The 16017-nt window shown below is 61.3% G+C and carries 18 protein-coding genes; 4 read left to right on the top strand and 14 right to left on the bottom strand.

Annotated elements, in window-relative coordinates; translation table 11 throughout:
* Nucleotides 1–21: 21 nt before the first annotated feature.
* The 7 genes from hemW to mltG all read right to left on the bottom strand — a co-directional run bounded on the left by hemW (nt 22) and on the right by mltG (nt 5594).
* The gene (gene hemW, locus BM062_RS01200; RefSeq protein WP_092392234.1) at nt 22–1278 is read right to left on the bottom strand and encodes a radical SAM family heme chaperone HemW; all 1257 of its coding nucleotides are present in this window, start codon (nt 1276–1278) and stop codon (nt 22–24) included.
* The gene (gene rdgB, locus BM062_RS01195; protein ID WP_092392232.1) at nt 1275–1859 is read right to left on the bottom strand and encodes an RdgB/HAM1 family non-canonical purine NTP pyrophosphatase; all 585 of its coding nucleotides are present in this window, start codon (nt 1857–1859) and stop codon (nt 1275–1277) included. Before rdgB ends, hemW begins: the two co-directional genes overlap by 4 nt.
* Before the next feature lie 80 nt (nt 1860–1939).
* Nucleotides 1940–2461 carry a GNAT family N-acetyltransferase gene (locus BM062_RS01190; protein ID WP_092392230.1) on the bottom strand — a complete coding sequence of 174 codons (522 nt, stop codon included), beginning with the start codon at nt 2459–2461 and terminating at the stop codon, nt 1940–1942.
* A gap of 25 nt (nt 2462–2486) precedes the next feature.
* Nucleotides 2487–2867 carry a PilZ domain-containing protein gene (locus BM062_RS01185; protein WP_092392228.1) on the bottom strand — a complete coding sequence of 127 codons (381 nt, stop codon included), beginning with the start codon at nt 2865–2867 and terminating at the stop codon, nt 2487–2489.
* 20 nt (nt 2868–2887) lie between these two features.
* Nucleotides 2888–3931, bottom strand: a complete 1044-nt coding sequence (locus tag BM062_RS01180; RefSeq protein ID WP_092392226.1) for a DNA polymerase III subunit delta' — start codon at nt 3929–3931, stop codon at nt 2888–2890.
* Nucleotides 3928–4554, bottom strand: a complete 627-nt coding sequence (tmk, locus tag BM062_RS01175) for a dTMP kinase (RefSeq protein ID WP_092392224.1) — start codon at nt 4552–4554, stop codon at nt 3928–3930. Before tmk ends, BM062_RS01180 begins: the two co-directional genes overlap by 4 nt.
* 32 nt (nt 4555–4586) lie before the next feature.
* On the bottom strand, nt 4587–5594 hold the full coding sequence (mltG, locus tag BM062_RS01170; protein ID WP_092392222.1) for an endolytic transglycosylase MltG: 1008 nt from the start codon (nt 5592–5594) through the stop codon (nt 4587–4589).
* 96 nt (nt 5595–5690) lie between these two features.
* Between mltG and BM062_RS01165 the strand changes: the two genes are divergently transcribed.
* Genes BM062_RS01165 through BM062_RS01150 form a run of 4 tightly spaced genes read left to right on the top strand, consistent with a single transcriptional unit; the run spans nt 5691 to nt 9284 of the window.
* Nucleotides 5691–6731: a CAF17-like 4Fe-4S cluster assembly/insertion protein YgfZ gene (locus BM062_RS01165; RefSeq protein ID WP_092392220.1), complete on the top strand. Its 1041-nt coding sequence runs from the start codon at nt 5691–5693 to the stop codon at nt 6729–6731.
* A gap of 7 nt (nt 6732–6738) precedes the next feature.
* Entirely contained in the window at nt 6739–7032 is a 294-nt protein-coding gene (locus tag BM062_RS01160; RefSeq protein WP_092392218.1) for a DUF4936 family protein, read from the top strand.
* Nucleotides 7023–7814 (top strand): NRDE family protein, encoded by a 792-nt coding sequence (locus BM062_RS01155; RefSeq protein WP_092392216.1) that lies wholly within the window; start codon nt 7023–7025, stop codon nt 7812–7814. Before BM062_RS01160 ends, BM062_RS01155 begins: the two co-directional genes overlap by 10 nt.
* 42 nt (nt 7815–7856) lie before the next feature.
* Nucleotides 7857–9284, top strand: coding sequence for a CoA transferase (locus BM062_RS01150; protein WP_092392214.1), 1428 nt, complete (start codon nt 7857–7859; stop codon nt 9282–9284).
* Between the two features lie 4 nt (nt 9285–9288).
* Here the strand turns inward: BM062_RS01150 and BM062_RS01145 are convergent, their stop codons facing one another.
* From BM062_RS01145 to BM062_RS01115, 7 genes are all read right to left on the bottom strand, one after another.
* The gene (locus BM062_RS01145) at nt 9289–9714 is read right to left on the bottom strand and encodes a GNAT family N-acetyltransferase (protein ID WP_175500856.1); all 426 of its coding nucleotides are present in this window, start codon (nt 9712–9714) and stop codon (nt 9289–9291) included.
* Between the two features lie 22 nt (nt 9715–9736).
* The gene (locus BM062_RS01140) at nt 9737–10165 is read right to left on the bottom strand and encodes a PaaI family thioesterase (RefSeq protein ID WP_092392212.1); all 429 of its coding nucleotides are present in this window, start codon (nt 10163–10165) and stop codon (nt 9737–9739) included.
* A 9-nt stretch (nt 10166–10174) separates the two neighbouring features.
* A complete protein-coding gene (locus BM062_RS01135) occupies nt 10175–10486 on the bottom strand; it encodes a Dabb family protein (RefSeq protein WP_092392710.1) in 312 nt (103 codons plus the stop codon).
* Between the two features lie 80 nt (nt 10487–10566).
* Nucleotides 10567–11166, bottom strand: coding sequence for a LysE/ArgO family amino acid transporter (locus BM062_RS01130; protein WP_092392210.1), 600 nt, complete (start codon nt 11164–11166; stop codon nt 10567–10569).
* A gap of 45 nt (nt 11167–11211) precedes the next feature.
* Complete coding sequence (locus tag BM062_RS01125; protein ID WP_254784850.1) at nt 11212–14193, bottom strand: putative bifunctional diguanylate cyclase/phosphodiesterase; 2982 nt, start codon at nt 14191–14193, stop codon at nt 11212–11214.
* 113 nt (nt 14194–14306) lie between these two features.
* The gene (locus BM062_RS01120; protein WP_092392206.1) at nt 14307–15086 is read right to left on the bottom strand and encodes an N-acyl amino acid synthase FeeM domain-containing protein; all 780 of its coding nucleotides are present in this window, start codon (nt 15084–15086) and stop codon (nt 14307–14309) included.
* Nucleotides 15087–15290: 204 nt separating this feature from the next.
* Entirely contained in the window at nt 15291–16016 is a 726-nt protein-coding gene (locus tag BM062_RS01115) for an ABC transporter ATP-binding protein (protein WP_092392204.1), read from the bottom strand.
* Nucleotide 16017 lies beyond the last annotated feature (1 nt).

Below are 16017 nucleotides of genomic sequence, written 5' to 3'. Positions count from 1 at the left end.
TGACTTTACGAGGAAAACCGCTCAATCCAGCAGGAACACCTGCTGCAAATCATTCAGGAAGCGCCGCCCCAGTTCGGTCGGCCGGATGATCTTGTGATCGCGGTACAGCAAGCCCTTGGCCTCGGCCTGGTTCAGGGTTTTCTCTATCGAGTTGAGCGCCAGCCCGGTGCGCTCGCTGAACAGGTTCACCTCGAAACCGTTGTTCAGGCGCAGTGCATTGAGCATGAACTCAAAACCCAGGTCGTCGCGGCCGATTTCGGTTTCTTCCTGCACCACATTGCCGAGCCGGCTGTGTTCCAGGTAAGCCTTGGGCTGCTTGTAGCGCATCTGGCGGATCACGCGGTGCGGGAACGACAATTTGGAGTGGGCGCCGGCGCCGATGCCGAGATAGTCGCCGAACTGCCAGTAGTTCAGGTTGTGGCGTGCTTGGCGGCCAGCCTGGGCGTAGGCCGACACTTCGTAATGTCCATAACCGGCGGCGCTGGTGTGGGCGCTGATCATGTCTTGCATTTCGGCGCTGGCGTCGTCGTCGGGCACTGCCGGCGGATACTTGGCGAAATAGGTGTTCGGTTCCAGCGTCAGGTGGTAGAGCGACAGGTGCGGCGGCGCAAAGCCGATGGCGGTAGCCACATCCTGCTGTGCCTCTGCCAGCGTTTGCGACGGCAAGGCATACATCAGGTCGAGATTGAAATTATCGAAAGTCGCATGGGCAATCTCGACTGCGCGGCGCGCTTCGCCGTCGTCGTGGATCCGGCCCAGGGCCTGCAAATGGCGGCCGTTGAAGCTCTGGATCCCGATAGACAGGCGGTTGATGCCGCTGTTGCGGTAGGACTTGAATTTTTCCACCTCGAAGGTGCCAGGATTGGCTTCCATCGTGATTTCCGCTGCGCCGTCCAGCGGCAGCAGGGAGCGCACATCCGACATCAGGCGGTCCAACCCGGCTGCCGACATCAGGCTGGGCGTACCGCCGCCGATAAAGATCGTGTAGATCTTGCGGCCCCAGATCAGCGGCAGCGCCGCTTCCAGGTCGGCGCGCAAGGCTGCCAGGTATTCCTCTTCAGGAAACCCGCCTTTGGCTTCATGCGAATTGAAATCGCAATACGGGCATTTTTTCACGCACCACGGGAAGTGAATGTACAGGGACAGCGGCGGCAAGGCGCTCAGGCTGAGCGCGCCCGGCTGCAGATACGCCAGCGCCGCCTGGGCCGCTGCCGACGGCTTGTCGCCGGCCTGGCTCTTGGCCTGTCCAGGCATGCCTATGGGTTTGATCGGGATCATCGTAATTTTTCTACCAGCGCGCGTAATGCCTGGCCGCGGTGCGAGACGGCGTTTTTTTCGGCGGCGCTGAATTCAGCCGCGGTCTTGCCCTGCTCCGGCAGCAGGAAATACGGGTCGTAGCCGAAACCGCCGGCGCCGCGCGGCTGATCGATGATGACACCGTTCCAGCGGCCGTCGGCGATCACCGGCTGCGGATCGTCGGCATGGCGCACGAACACCAGCACGCAATAATAATAGGCCGATTTGTCGGCATGCGGCGCCAGGTCGGCAACCAGCTTGCGATTGTTTTCCGCGTCCGATTTCGGCTCGCCGGCGTAACGCGCCGACAATACACCGGGCGCGCCGCCCAAGGCGTTGACGCAGACGCCGGAGTCGTCGGCCAGCGCCGGCAAGCCGGTCAGGCGGGAGGCGTGGCGTGCCTTGGCAAGGGCGTTTTCGATAAAGGTCAGGTACGGCTCTTCCGCTTCCGGAACATCGAATTCGCCTTGCGGACGGACCTCGAAATCGATCTGCACCAGCAAAGCGCTGAATTCTTTCAATTTACCGGCGTTATTGGAGGCCAGGACCAGGGTGCGTGACATGAGCAACTCGAAACAAGATAGGAGAAAGCCGGTACTTTAGCACCGGCAGGAATTGACGTCGGACCCGCAGCTAAAACGGATCAGGCGACGCGCTTGCCCAGGATCACCAGGTCGCGCTCGATGCCGTCCAGCGTGGCGACGCGCGGCATATTGGCCCAGCGCTCGAAACCGAAGGCATCGAACAGTTTCAGGCTAGGCTGGTTGTGGCCAAAAACGAAACCAAGCAAGGTGTGCACGCCCAGGCTCGGGGCACGCTCGATCGCCAGCCCCAGCAGATAGCGGCCCATGCCCTTGCCGCGCGCGTCTTCATGGATATAGATCGACAGCTCGGCGGTGCCGGCATAAGCCGGGCGGCCATAGAAATCGGAATACGACAGCCAGCCCAGGATGGCCGGCTGGCCGTCCGCGCCCTGCTGTTCCACCACCCACAGCGGCCGGCGTTCGGCGTTGTGATGGTCGAACCAGGCTTGGCGCGAGGCGACCGTGACCGGTTCGGTATCGGCGGTGACTTCGCGCGAGGCGACGGTGCTGTTGTAGATGGCAACGATCGCCGGCAAATCCTGCTGGCCGGCGATCCTGAAACTGTAGTTCGTTTGGTTCATCGAGATGCTGCTGGCTTGACCAGCCTTAATAGGTATGAGTGGGACGCGCAGAACCGAGCGCCGAACCGAGCACTTCTTCGATCCGCTTGCGCAGGCGCTGGCCGCTGTCGTCGTCCGGGAAATGCACGCCTACCCCTTGCGCCTTGTTGTTATTGGCGTTCTTGGGCGTGATCCAGGCCACCTTGGCGGCGATCGGATATTTGGTGCCGTCGTCCATCAGGCTCAGGATCAGGTAGATCTCGTCGCCCAGGTGATAGCTCTTGTTGGTCGGCACAAAGATGCCGCCGTTGGTCAGGAACGGCATGTATGCCGCATACAAGGCCGATTTTTCCTTGATCACCAGCGACAAGACCGATGGCCGGGTTAGTTTGACCGGTTCAGCCGGGATTGTGGTGTTTTCAGCCATCTTCGTCCTATAAGCAAAATTCAAGCAAACATTGCGGCGTAGTCCAGCAGCATGTCTTCAATGAAGAGACGCGCCGACAACGGGTGTTCTGCGATTGCGCGGCGCTCGTTGCTGCTTTTCAGCGCCCGCAGCAAGGCGCCGGTTTCGACTTTGGCGGCCAATCCTGCAAGCGCCTTTTCATAACGAGGATAATACCGGATTGTGCCGCTTAATTTAAAGGAAAACAGATCGTACAGCCAGCGCTGCTGCCAGGCCACCAGCTCGGCGACCGGGGTTTTCTGCAAATGCTCGGCGCATTTCAGGGCGCCGTCTATGCCGGGCCTGGTCAAATGCTGCAAAAACTCGTCGATCAGCTCGCGTCCTTCGCTTTGCGACTGCGCATAAGCCGTCAGCGGCGCGCCGCCCTGCTCGGCCAGCCAGACATCGGCATCCTTGACCTCCTGCTGCCGCAGCCAGGCCATGGCCTGTTCGCGCGACGGCAGCGGCATGGCGAATTTGCGACAGCGCGACAAGATGGTCGGCAGCAGCCGGTCCAGGCTGTTCGAACTGAGCAGGAACACCGTATTCGGCGGCGGCTCTTCCAGCGTCTTCAACAAGGCGTTGGCGGCAGCGGTATTCAGCGCTTCCGCCGGATACAGCAGGACCACCCGCTGTCCCTGCCTGTGGGTGGAGATATTCATGAAGCCGGACAAGGCGCGGATCTGGTCGATCTTGATTTCCTTGGATGGCGCCTTGGCTGACTTGGCGGTCTTTTTGCCGTCGCCGGCCTCGCCATCTGCGCCATCGCCCTCGGCCGCATCCTCGCCGTCCAGGATTTCCGGCCGCACGCGCCGGTAATCGGGGTGGTTGTACTGCATGAACCAGCCGCAGGAGCCGCAAACGCCGCATGCATGGCCGTCGGCCTGCGGCTGCTCGCACAGCAGCGACTGCGCGAACTGCTCGGCGAACGCGGTCTTGCCTATGCCTTCGGCGCCATGGAACAGGATCGCGTGCGGCAGGCGTGCACGCATTTGCTGCAGCTGCTGCCAGACGCCGTCCTGCCACGGGAACAAGGAATTGCTCATTGCTTTCCGCTTTGCTTGCCTGACAGGCTTGAAATGATTTGCGTCAGTTCCTGCTGGACTTCAGCAATCGTCCGGGTCGCATCGATGATGCGGAAACGCTCGGGAAACTGCGCAGCGCGGCGCAGGTATTCGGCGCGCGTGGCGGCGAAGAAAGCGGCCTTTTCCTGCTCGAACTTGTCCAGCGTGCGGCTCGCATCCAGGCGCGCCCGCGCCACTTCCAGCGGCACATCGAACAGCAAGGTCAGGTCCGGCTGCAAATGCGGGTGCACCCATTGCTCCAGGGCTTCCAGCTTGGCCAGCGGCAATTGCCGGCCGCCGCCCTGGTAGGCGAAAGAGGCGTCGGTAAACCGGTCTGAAATCACCCAGTCGCCGCGCGCCAGCGCCGGCTCTATCACTTGCGCCAGGTGCTCGCGGCGGGCGGCGAACATCAGCATCGCTTCGGTTTCCAGGTGCATTTTCTGATGCAGCAATACTTCGCGCAACGCCTCGCCCAGCGCCGTGCCGCCCGGCTCGCGGGTGGTAACCACCTGCAAGCCCTGCGCGCGCAGCAGGTCGGCGACAAAACCGATGTGGGTCGACTTGCCGGCGCCGTCTATGCCTTCAAATGTGATGAATTTTGCCATTGCCTTGTCTGTTGGATTGCCGAATATCCCGATTATCGCTGATATTGATTGACCGCCTGGTTATGTTCGCCCAGGTTGTTCGAGAAATGGCTGCTGCCGTCGCCCCTGGCGACAAAATACAGGGCGTCGGTCTGCGCCGGATGCATCGCCGCGCTGATCGACTCCGCGCCGGGCAAGGCGATCGGCGTCGGCGGCAAGCCGGCGCGAGTGTATGTGTTGTAAGGCGTATCGGTGGTCAGGTCGCGCTTGCGGATGGCGCCCTGGTATAGCTCGCCCATGCCGTAGATCACGGTCGGATCGGTCTGCAGCAGCATGCCGATCTTGAGGCGGTTGATGAATACGCCGGCAATCGTGCTGCGGTCTGCGCGCCTGCCGGTCTCCTTTTCCACGATCGAAGCCATGATCAGGGCTTCATACGGCGTCTTGTAAGGCAGCGCAGCGTCGCGCCCCTCCCAGCTCTGGTTAAGGCGCTTGATCAGCAGGCCGTGCGCCTGCTTGTATACCTGCAGGTCGCTCGATCCTTTGGCAAACAGATAAGTGTCAGGAAAGAACAATCCTTCCGGCGTGCTGAAGTCGGGCGTGATTTTTGCCAGCAGTTCGGCATCGGACAGCGCCGCTGTGTCGTGTTTCAGCGCTGGCTGCGCTGCTACCGCCTGGCGCATCTGGCGAAATGTCCAGCCTTCGATCACGGTCAGCGATTCCTGCGCAAACTCGCCGCGCACCAGCTGCGTTATCAGGCGCAGCGGCGTAGTGCCAGGCTTCAGCTCGTAACTGCCGGCTTTCAGCTTGCCGCCCTTGCCGGTCGCCCTTGCCAGCAATTCCAGCAGTTGGGGATTGACGCCCACCCCGGCTTCGTCAATCTGCTGCGCCGAACTTGCCAGGGTGCTGCCCGGCTTGATGGTGAACGGCCGCACCGGACCGGCTTCGAAAATCGCTTGCTGCGCCCAGTAAGCCACGCCGCCGGCGACCGCTCCGCCCAGCAAGATCACGCTCAACAATAGTTTTTTAAACAAGACCGGTCCGCTCCGAATGGTTTTCATGCATCTCGCAAAATTGGCCGACTCCAACGCTTTTTTTGCGACAACTCTATAATCAACCCAATATGATAATCGCTGTTTAGGGAATGCCTACAATTTATGAATGAAATAACAAGTACCTGGCTGGATTTTTCACAGCAGCAAGCATTCGATGCGCTTCCTGCGACGGCAACTGCCGGCGCATCCTTCGTGGCGCCGCTGGCCGACCTGGGCCTGATCGCGCTCACCGGCGAAGACGCCGCCGGTTTCCTGCACACACAGCTGACCAACGATGTCCAGAACCTTGCTGCCGGACAAGCCCGGCTGGCCGGCTATTGCTCGCCGAAAGGACGCTTGCTGGCAACCTTCCTGATGTGGAAGAACGGCGACAGCATCCTGCTGCAGTTGCCGCGCAGCTTGCAGGCGGCGATCCAGAAGCGCCTGCAGATGTTTGTCATGCGCGCCAAGGCCAAGCTGGCCGACGTGTCCGATGCGCAAGTCATCCTCGGCCTGGCCGGCAATGCCGCCGGCGCCGCGCTGGCGCCCTGGTTCCCTGCTCTGCCGGCTGAACCCTATGCCAAGATCGACAACCAGCACGGCACGTTGATCCGGGTCGCCGATGCAGGTTCCGCCCCACGTTATCAATGGATCGCCAGTCCCGCGCACGCAATCGCCGCCTGGCCGCAGCTGAGCAAGAGCTTGCAGCCGGTTGCCGCGTCAGCCTGGCGCCTGGGCGATATCCTGGCCGGCGTGGCGCAAATCACGTTGCCGACGCAAGAACAGTTTGTGCCGCAAATGATCAATTTTGAAGTGATCGGCGGCGTCAATTTCAAGAAAGGCTGCTATCCGGGACAGGAAATTGTCGCGCGCAGCCAGTACCTGGGCAAGCTCAAGCGCCGCGCGGTGCTGGCCAGCGTCGCCGCGACCGGCATCGCCGCCGGCGCCGAAGTCTTTTCCAGCGCCGATCCGGACCAGCCCTGCGGCATGGTCGTCAACGCCGAAGCCGACAGCGCCGGCAGCAGCCGCTGCCTGCTGGAGATCAAGCTGGCAGCCTTGGAAAACGGCACGGTCCACCTGGGCTCGGCCAGCGGCGCGCAACTGCAGTTCCAGGCGCTGCCCTACTCCATCGTCGACGTCACTGACGCTGAACTGCCGGCGTAAGCGCAAGATGAGCTCCGATCTCTACATCTATTACCGCGTGGCCGCCGGCAACGCTCAGCAGTTCGACCAGGCGGCAGCGAAAATGCAAGCCGGGCTGTCGCTGCAATACCAGATCGCCACCGCCCTCAAACGTAGTCCCGAAATCAAGGATGAACATCACACCTGGATGGAGGTGTATTCTTCGGTGCCGCCGGATTTTACGAAAATTATCGATCAGGCGGTTGCCGAGCATGGCCTCGCCGCCTTGATCGATGGTCCCCGTCATACTGAATTTTTTGTGAATATTTCATCATGTGCTTGATCGTTTTTGCGTGGCAAGTGATTCCTGGCTCCCCTCTGATAGCCGCCGCCAACCGCGATGAATTCTATGCGCGCCCGACCGCGCCCGCCGGCTGGTGGGAAGACCGGCCCGGCATCTACGCCGGCCGCGACCTGCAGGACGGCGGCACCTGGATCGGCATCACCCGCAGCGGCCGTTTTGCCGCCATCACCAATGTACGCGCGCCGGCGGAACGGCGCACCGATGCGCCCACCCGCGGCACGCTGGTGTCGGATTTCCTCGGCGGCCAAAAGACGGCGGCTGAGTACATTGCCGGAATTTCCGGCGATGCGGAAAAATACAACGGCTTCAACCTGCTGGTCGGCGATGGCAAGGAACTGATCTGGTTTTCGAACAAGCACCAAGAAGACGTCCGCAACGGCCAGCCTCTGTCGGCCGGCATCTACGGCCTGTCGAACGCTTCGCTGGACGGCTGCTGGCCCAAGGTGGTCCGCACCAAGGCGCAGTTCGCCAGCCTGCTGTGCCAGGGAGCGCCCGACGCCTGTTTCTTCGACATGCTGAGCGACACCACCCGCGCCGGCGACTGCCGCTTGCCGTCCACCGGCGTCGGCATCGAACTGGAGCGCGTGTTGTCGGCGGTATTTATCCAGTCTCCGGACTACGGCACGCGCGCTTCGACCCTGGTCAGGATCAAGGCCAACGGCAGCGCCATGCTGCATGAAAGAGTGGCGCCGCCGTTTTGCCCTTCTTCGCAAATACACACGCATACTTCATCGCCGTCTGAATCCCGCTGTTCGCGCTGACATGTCCGGCGGGGCCGCGCGTCGCTAATACAGGAGCAGAACATGTTGTCGCCATCCAGTCCGAACTCATCGCCAGCGGCGCTGGCCCCATCTGATGTCGTACAGCAGCTGTGGCGCACCCTCGGCCAGCCGCAGGGTGCGCTGTCGCAGCTGTCGCTGAGCGGCAGCGACCCGGTGCTGCCATCGTCGTTCGCAGTCGGCACCGCGGCCCAGGCCAGCATTGCGGCGGCGGCCTTGTCGGCTGCGCAGCTGTGGTACTTGCGCAGCCAGCAGCAGCAACAGGTCAGTGTCGACATGCGCCACGCCGCGGCCGAGTTCCGGAGCGAACGCTATTTCCGGGTCAACGATGTCCGCAGCGACGAAATCTGGGACAAGATCGCCGGCACCTATCGCTGCGGCGACGGCAAATGGCTGCGCCTGCACACCAATTTCCCGCATCACCGCGACGGCGTGCTCAGGCTGCTGCAATGCCAGCATACGGTCGAGAGCGTGCAGCAGGCACTGCAAAGCTGGAGCGCGGAGGATTTCGAGGAAGCCGCGGCCGCTACCGGCCTGGTAGTCACCGCCATGCGTTCGTTCGAGGAATGGGACCGCCATCCGCAAGGACAGGCGGTGCAGGCACTGCCGCTGCTGACCATAGAAAAGATCGGCGATGCGCCGCCGCGCGCGCTGCCGGCGCCGGTCGCGCAGCGGCCGCTGGACGGCGTGCGCGTGCTCGACCTGACCCGCATCATCGCCGGACCGGTCTGCGGCCGCACGCTGGCCGCGCATGGCGCCGACGTCATGCTGGTGACGGCGCCGCAACTGCCGGCGATCGGGCCGCTGGTGATCGACACCGGACGCGGCAAACGCTCATGCCAGCTCGACTTGCGCCAGGCCGACGATCATCGCATCCTGAGCCGCCTGCTGCACGACACCGATATTTTCGTGCAAGGCTACCGTCCGGGCGGCCTCGACGCCTTGGGGTTTGGCCCCGAAGCGGCGGCAAAAAAACATCCGGGCATCGTCTATGTATCGCTGTCGGCGTATGGCCATGCCGGACCGTGGGCCGAACGCCGCGGTTTCGATTCGCTGGTGCAGACCGCCAGCGGCTTCAACCACGCCGAAGCGCAGGCCGCGCACAGCGACAAACCGAAACCGCTGCCGATGCAGGTGCTGGACCATGCCGCCGGTTATCTGATGGCAGCCGGCGCCATCACGGCGCTGGCGCGCCGCGTCACCGAGGGCGGCAGCTGGCATGTGCGGATATCGCTGGCGCAGACCGGCCATTGGCTGCGCCAGCTTGGACGGATCGAGAATGGGCTGGCGACGGCTGATATCGAATTCGAGCAGATCCAGGATCTGCTGGAGCACAGCGCTTCCGGCTTTGGCCGCCTGACCGCCGTGAGCCATGCAGGAAAGCTGTCGCTGACGCCGGCGCACTGGAGCCGGCCGTCCGTGCCGTTAGGCAGCGACGCGCCGAGCTGGTGACTGTTCAGCTAAATACGTGGCGCATGCAGATGTGCGCAATCCCGGCTTCGTCATATTCCTCGCCGTCGCGGCTGAACCCGTAGCGTCCGTAAAACGCTTCGGCCTGGGTCTGGGCATTCAACACCACCTCGGCGTCGCCGCGCTGCCGCGCCTGGGCCATCAAAGCTTTCAGGATGGCGGCGCCTACCCCCTTGCCGCGCCCGGCTGCACGCACCGCCATGCGGCCGATGTGGCCGTCCGGCAGCAGGCGGCCGGTGCCGATGGCATGGCCGGCCGCGTCATAGGCGACGGCATGCAGGCAGTGCTCGTCCATGTCGTCCCACTCCAGTTCGACCGGGATCTTCTGTTCAATCACGAAGACGTCGAAACGCACTGCGCGGGCGTCGGTTTTCTGCGCCGCCCAGACGTCCACCGTCAGATGAATTTTCATGTCTTTATTGTTCATGCCTGCCTCAGCCCGCCTTGATTTTCAGTGCAGCGCGATGGTGCCTGAGATATTTGAATGTACCCATCGCCTTCGCCACCAGCTGCTCGCCGTGCCACAGCTCGGCGTCGCAAAAACACATGGTGGTGGAACGATGGAAAGCGCGGCCCTTGGCGACAATACGCGCGCCGGTTTGCCCGGCAGGTTGCAGGAAGCTGGTTTTCATTTCCACCGTGACCGCCGCTTCCGCCTGCGGATAGAGCGAACGGCCGGCCAGGGCCATGACCACGTCCAGCATGGTCATCGACACGCCGCCGTGGGTCACTTGCCAGCTGTTCATGTGATGCGGCTGCAAGGTCAAGGCCAATTCGGCCGCGCCCTCGCCCATCGCCACGAACTCGACGCCGAGGTAGGTCAGGAAGGGATTATCGATAGGAAAAACATGGGAAGGAAACATGGCCGCCGGTCAGCTCAGGTAATCCATGCATTGGCGCGATTCCCGCACTGCGCCGACAAAAGGCTTGATCGCCACATGGGTCGGATGGTTCTGGTAAGCCTCCAGCGCCGCCGCCGAGGCGAACTCGGAATTGAGCACCACGTCGTAAGTCGCCTCCAGCCCGGGCTGGGCGATTGCAGCTTCGAACCTGAGCATGCCTGGCACGATGCCGGCGCAGCTGTCCAGCAAGGCTTTCAGCTGCAAGGCGTTGCTGGCCTTGTCGGCGCCTTCGGCATGCTCTTTCAATTTCCAGAATACGATGTGTTTCAGTGTCGCGCTCATGATGTTCTTTGTCCGGTAATGAATAAATGGCGCAATCCCGGCGCCAGCCGCTATTTTACCTGCGCGGCCGGCCGGCAAGCCTATTCGCTCAGCAGCTTGTAGGCGATGGCCCACATCGTGATGCCGACGATGACTTCCAGCACGCGCCACGACATCGGCCTGGCGAAGATCGGCCGGAGCCAGGCGGCGGCATACCCCAGTGAGAAAAAGAAGACAAACGACGACAGCATCGCGCCTGCGGCGAACAAGCCTTTTTGCTCGGGAAACTGGGTCGAGATCGAACCGATCAGCAGCACCGTATCCAGGTAAACGTGCGGATTGAGCCAGGTCAGCGCAGCGCAGGTCAGCAAAGTCGGCAGCAGCGCTCCTTTCACATGCGCGGCCTGCAGCAGCACGTCCGACGAGCGCCAGGCGGCGATGAAGCTCCTGGCGCCATACACCAAAAGGAAAGCCGCGCCGCCGTAGCGCATGATGGGCATCAGCCATGGCGCCTGCTCGATGATGATGCCCAGGCCCATCACGCCCAGCAGTATCAGGACGGCGTCGGACGCCGCGCAAGTCAGGCAGACCAGGAAAACATGTTCGCGCTTGAGTCCCTGTTTGAGGACAAAGGCATTTTGTGCGCCGATGGCGAGGATAAGCGAAAGGCCGAGGGAAAAACCGGAGATTGCAGCGTTCATAGATACTTCATGAAAATTGTAATCATAACATCGGCGTCTTGCCGCTTAATGCAAACCCGAGGGCGGAAAGCCATCTCCTGCTTCAACCCACGGCCGGCCATCGACCCGCCGGCTCGCCACGAAACGCGCCAGGGCCGGATCGGTGATGAAGCTGGCGGCGGAACTGGCTTCCAGTATCGCTTGCGGCGACTGCGGCTTGGCCACTACGTAACCTTGCACATAGTCGACGCCCAGCTTCGCCAGCGCTTCGATCATGGCGCAGTCCTCCACCCATTCGGCGATGCTCTTCATGCCCAGGTTGCGCGCCAGCTCAACGATGGCTTCAACGATCGCTTCGTTGGCCGGATGCTGGTTCATGCTTTGGATGAAGGCGCCGTCTATTTTCAAGGCATCGGCCGACAAGCTCTTCAGATAGGTAAACGAGGTATAGCCGGCGCCGAAATCGTCCAGCGCGATCTTGGCGCCCAACGCCTGCAAGCGCTGGATGATACGGCTGGTATGCTCCAGGTCATGCAGCGCCACGCTTTCCGTGATTTCGATGCATAACATCGGCACCACTTGCGGATGCCTGCCGAGTATCACAAAAATATCCTGGATGAATTTTTCGTCGTTGAGCGAGGCTCCGCTCAAATTCACGCAAACGAATTTTGTCAGCGGCAGTTGCGCCTGGTGCTGCGCCAGCCACTCCAGCACCGTGCTCATGACCCAGCGGTCGATCACGGCGATGTTGCCGTTTTCTTCCGCCGCCGCGATCACCTTGGTGGCCGGCACTACCTTGTTGTCGGCGTCGCGCAGCCGCAGCAACACCTCAAAATTGAGCGAGGCTTCCGGTTCGCGCAGCGACATGATCGGCTGCATCTCGACAAACAGGCCGACCGGCAGGAATTCGCCGCCCAGCCTTTCGATCAGGCTCAGTTCTTCCAGCCGCTCGCGGAACACCGGCGCATTTTTCTGGTACACCACGATATGTTCGTTGTGGGCCCGCTTGGCTTCGCGGCAGGCGCGGTCGGCGGCAGAGATGGCGTCTTGCACGCGCATGCCGGCATCGACTTCAATCAGTCCTATCGACCCCTTTACCTGGAATGCGCGAGCGCCGATGTTATACGACTGGTAGCTGATTTTCTGGATGATCTTGCTGCAGATGGCGGTTGCCGCGCCGATCTCGACGTCCCGGAACAGGATGATGAATTCGTCGCCGCCGATGCGGCCGATATGGCAGTCGCCGTCCAGCAGCTGCTGCACCCGGAAACATAGCTGTTTCAGAACCTCGTCGCCGGACTGGTGGCCGAACAGGTCGTTGATCAGCTTGAAGCGGTCAAGGTCAAGATAAGCCAAGGCCAGCGGCCTGTCGCCGGCCTGGCGCTCGATCGCCTGCTCCAGCATGATTTCGATGCCGCGCCGGTTGAGGACGCCGGTCAGCGGATCGTGCTCGGCAAAAAACCGCAGACGCTCGACCGCCTGGGAGCGGTCGGTAATGTCCTGCAGCGATCCTTCGATGCGGCCGTTGGCGAAAGTGGCTGTCACCAGGTAGAAACTGCTGCGGCCGCTGGCGTCAGCGACGCCGCGCAACTCCGCCTCGTTGCCGCCGCTGCCGGAACCGATACGCAGCAATTTTTCGCGCGCGCCGGCTTCAAAATAATCGTCGAATTTTTTTACCGATTCGGCGGCGGGATCGTGGCCCAGGATTTTTTCGAGGGCGGGATTGGTGCGCACAAAACTGCCGTCGGCGGCCAGGGTAAACAAACCGACCGGCGTAACTTCATAAGTGGTCCGCAATTCGGCCTGGACCATCGCCAGTTCGCGCTTGCCGGCGCGCATCTGTTCGGCGAAGGCAAACGACGCCATCAGGCTCGACAGCAAAGCTACGATCACATTATTCGGTACTTCATCCAGCGTCTTGATGCCGAACGCGGCGGCCACGACTTCATCGACCCGCGTAAACAGCACCACGAACATCGACGCGCAATACCAGAGCACCGCCCGGGTACGCGCCTTCCAGACGATGCGCGCCAGCAGGAACACCAGGATAACGATGCCGACCACGGTCCATAACCACAAGACCGGAAGAAAGCGCTGGTACGACAGCAGCATGGCGGCGACCAGCAGGGCCAGTCCCATCCAGCGCAACACGTTTTGCAGGAAAACATAGCCGATCTGCTTCAGTTCATTCTGGAACAGGCGGCCGAACAAGGTGAATGTGATGATGTAGTAGGTAGCGAACGTGAGCTTGCGGACCCAGGGCAGCCATTGGTTCGGGATAGTCCATATCAGCCAGTGCACATCCCAGCCCATGGCATTGGCGCCAAGGCGCAAATTGCCCAGCAGCCAGACCGCGAACAATACATACATCCACTCGCGGTTGATCAGCGCCGCCACCAGCACGAACAGGGTCAACGTCAGCAGCCCGCCTTCCATCAGGCCTATGCCGCGATAAAATTCCTTCTGCGACTGCACGAAATCGGGATGCGTCCATTGCCGCACCGTGATGCGCGCCGGACCGGAAAACACGCCCTTGCACAGCACGTTGAGCGGCAGCGCGGCGGGCGCCAGCGACAAGACGAAACCGGTTTTTTCGGCTTTCATCTGGCCGTCTACCCGGTCGCGGCTGGCAGTCCCCAGCAAACGTTCGCCGGCTCCCGCCCAGCAGCTCACCTGCTGGGCATGGCGCGAAGGCAGCTCAACCTCGGTCAGCCCCGGATCCGCAGCTGCCGGCACCAAAAATGAAAACCAGAACGGCGTCTCTTGCAATTGTGTATTGCTGTAGGTCAGCAACGGCGTTGCCGCCAGCGCCTGGAACGCCTGCGCCGGCTGCAAGCGCTGTCCGGGATCGCTCAATACATGGAATGGCGACGGGCTCGGATCGCTATGACCGAAGCGGCTGTTGAGCGTAGCGAAGGCGATGATCGTAAACACGATAACCAGCACAGGCACCAATACGACCGAAAAATAAAACACCGCCCAGTCTTGAGGCTTCAGGTTTTGATTAAAGCTTTTCGACGTATCGGCATGGAATAGCCACATAGACATCGTATCCGTAGAGTGAGAGGGTTCTACTGTACTGTAAAAAAGACACAATATTCCTTTTAAACAAACAATAATACCCTCTCAATATCAAGTTGCATCAACACCAGATTAAACGCCTATTTCGGCAAGGCCGTCCGCTCTTTCGCCAAGCTGTCGCGGGAAGTGAATTGATTCGCCAGCACATTGGGAGGCGGCTCGAGAATCAGGTCAGGATGCTGCATCTCGAACACCAGCCCAAACAGAGGATGGCAGGCGGCAGCCCAACGTTCGCGGGCAGTGGCGACCTCGAACGCCATGACTCGGTGCGGCAAATTGCCGACATGGAGCATCGGGATGAATTCAGCCCCCGCGAAGACATCCCGGAACAACAAGGCGTCATATTGACGGTCCAATGGGGAGCGTGCAGTAATCACCATCCAGTCGATAGCATTCTCGACGCAATATAAAAAATAAGCCTTGAACAGCAAGGTCTTGACGATCTTGCCGATCTGGCTGGAGGTTACACCTAGCCGTGTCGCCTCAGCCAGGCTGCGGCCTTGCAGCCAGTCCGGCAAAGTCACCGACTGCTCCAGCCCCAGGGGCCGGAAACGATTGGTCTGAATACGCATGGTGCCCAAAGACGAGCCGTCAAGCTTCGACTCAGCCAGCAGCACGATGGTATCCTGCGCAAGATCGGCCTGCTCGAACCGGAGCAGGTTTTGCGCCAGCTCAGGCAGGTGCCGGCTGTATGCTGCATGGCGAATCCCCACGGCCTTCTGCAAAGCCTGCTCGTCGCTGACGATCCTGACGGTGAATGGAAGGCGCTCCTCAGGCAGTGCGGCTGTCGGCACGGACGACGGGATGAATTTCCCTCCTGCGAGACGGCTGGAGGTACTGATTGTGTGGTCTTGTTTCATTTGAGTGCTCCGAAGTGGAAAACATGGTTGACCGCTTTATGCATGAGCTGCATCACGGTATTGCCAGATTCTCACGTTCGGAACACTGTAGAAAACTAAACCCTGGTCACAGGTCCGTCTTTTGTGCCTATTTGATGAAAATTAATCGTTGTTAAGCAGTTTATTGCAACAAATACTTTCCAAAAACCAACAAATAAGGATAGATCAGTGCTGCCCGCCACCCAGGTACGCCGCCTTGACCGCAGGATCGTTTTTCAGCTTCTGCGCCGGCCCGTGCACTGAAATCCGCCCATTCTCCAGCACATAACCGTAATCGGCGACATTCAGCGCCGCGGCGGCAAACTGCTCGACCAGCAGCATCGTCACGCCCTGCTCCTTGAGTCGGGAAATGATGCGGAACACTTCTTCCACCAGGATCGGCGCCAGGCCCATCGAGGGCTCGTCCAGCAGGATCACTTCCGGATTGAGCATGACCGCGCGCGCCATCGCCAGCATCTGCTGCTCGCCGCCGGACAAGGTGCCGGCCAGCTGGCCCTGGCGTTCTTTCAGGCGTGGAAACAGTTCCAGCGCCTGTTCCAGGTCGTGCTTGATGTCGCCGCGTGGACGCAAGCGGGTGAACCGCGGGAATGCGCCCAGCAGCAGGTTGTCGACCACGCTCATGGTGGCGAACACGCGGCGCCCTTCCGGCGAATGCGCCAGGCCGGCACGCGCTATCTTGTGCGACGGCAGGCCGGTAACGTCGACCCCGGCCAGGGTGACGTTGCCGGACTTGGCCTTGATCATGCCTGAGATGGCGCGCATGGTGGTGGTCTTGCCGGCGCCGTTGGAGCCGATCAGCGTTACCACCTTGCCTTTCGGCACCTCCAGTGAAATGCCGTGCAGTACTTCAACCTTGCCATACGCTGCATGCAAATTGGAAATCGTGAGCATC

The organism is Collimonas sp. OK412, from assembly GCF_900112135.1.
Taxonomy (GTDB): domain Bacteria; phylum Pseudomonadota; class Gammaproteobacteria; order Burkholderiales; family Burkholderiaceae_D; genus Collimonas; species Collimonas rhizosphaerae.
The sequence above is the reverse complement of the archived record's forward strand: the minus strand, read 5'-3'. Positions and strand labels throughout refer to the sequence as shown.

Excerpts from the sequence above, each read along its gene's own strand:
- mltG (WP_092392222.1), bottom strand. The coding sequence starts at position 5,594 with ATGAAAACCATTCGGAGCGGACCGGTCTTGTTTAAAAAACTATTGTTG.
- BM062_RS01140 (WP_092392212.1), bottom strand. The coding sequence starts at position 10,165 with ATGTTTCCTTCCCATGTTTTTCCTATCGATAATCCCTTCCTGACCTAC.
- BM062_RS01155 (WP_092392216.1), top strand. The coding sequence starts at position 7,023 with ATGTGCTTGATCGTTTTTGCGTGGCAAGTGATTCCTGGCTCCCCTCTG.
- tmk (WP_092392224.1), bottom strand. The coding sequence starts at position 4,554 with ATGGCAAAATTCATCACATTTGAAGGCATAGACGGCGCCGGCAAGTCG.
- BM062_RS01135 (WP_092392710.1), bottom strand. The coding sequence starts at position 10,486 with ATGAGCGCGACACTGAAACACATCGTATTCTGGAAATTGAAAGAGCAT.
- rdgB (WP_092392232.1), bottom strand. The coding sequence starts at position 1,859 with ATGTCACGCACCCTGGTCCTGGCCTCCAATAACGCCGGTAAATTGAAA.
- BM062_RS01115 (WP_092392204.1), bottom strand. The coding sequence starts at position 16,016 with ATGCTCACGATTTCCAATTTGCATGCAGCGTATGGCAAGGTTGAAGTA.
- BM062_RS01190 (WP_092392230.1), bottom strand. The coding sequence starts at position 2,461 with ATGAACCAAACGAACTACAGTTTCAGGATCGCCGGCCAGCAGGATTTG.
- BM062_RS01145 (WP_175500856.1), bottom strand. The coding sequence starts at position 9,714 with ATGAAAATTCATCTGACGGTGGACGTCTGGGCGGCGCAGAAAACCGAC.
- BM062_RS01150 (WP_092392214.1), top strand. The coding sequence starts at position 7,857 with ATGTTGTCGCCATCCAGTCCGAACTCATCGCCAGCGGCGCTGGCCCCA.
- BM062_RS01130 (WP_092392210.1), bottom strand. The coding sequence starts at position 11,166 with ATGAACGCTGCAATCTCCGGTTTTTCCCTCGGCCTTTCGCTTATCCTC.
- BM062_RS01165 (WP_092392220.1), top strand. The coding sequence starts at position 5,691 with ATGAATGAAATAACAAGTACCTGGCTGGATTTTTCACAGCAGCAAGCA.
- BM062_RS01180 (WP_092392226.1), bottom strand. The coding sequence starts at position 3,931 with ATGAGCAATTCCTTGTTCCCGTGGCAGGACGGCGTCTGGCAGCAGCTG.
- BM062_RS01185 (WP_092392228.1), bottom strand. The coding sequence starts at position 2,867 with ATGGCTGAAAACACCACAATCCCGGCTGAACCGGTCAAACTAACCCGG.
- BM062_RS01125 (WP_254784850.1), bottom strand. The coding sequence starts at position 14,193 with ATGTCTATGTGGCTATTCCATGCCGATACGTCGAAAAGCTTTAATCAA.
- BM062_RS01120 (WP_092392206.1), bottom strand. The coding sequence starts at position 15,086 with ATGAAACAAGACCACACAATCAGTACCTCCAGCCGTCTCGCAGGAGGG.
- BM062_RS01160 (WP_092392218.1), top strand. The coding sequence starts at position 6,739 with ATGAGCTCCGATCTCTACATCTATTACCGCGTGGCCGCCGGCAACGCT.
- hemW (WP_092392234.1), bottom strand. The coding sequence starts at position 1,278 with ATGATCCCGATCAAACCCATAGGCATGCCTGGACAGGCCAAGAGCCAG.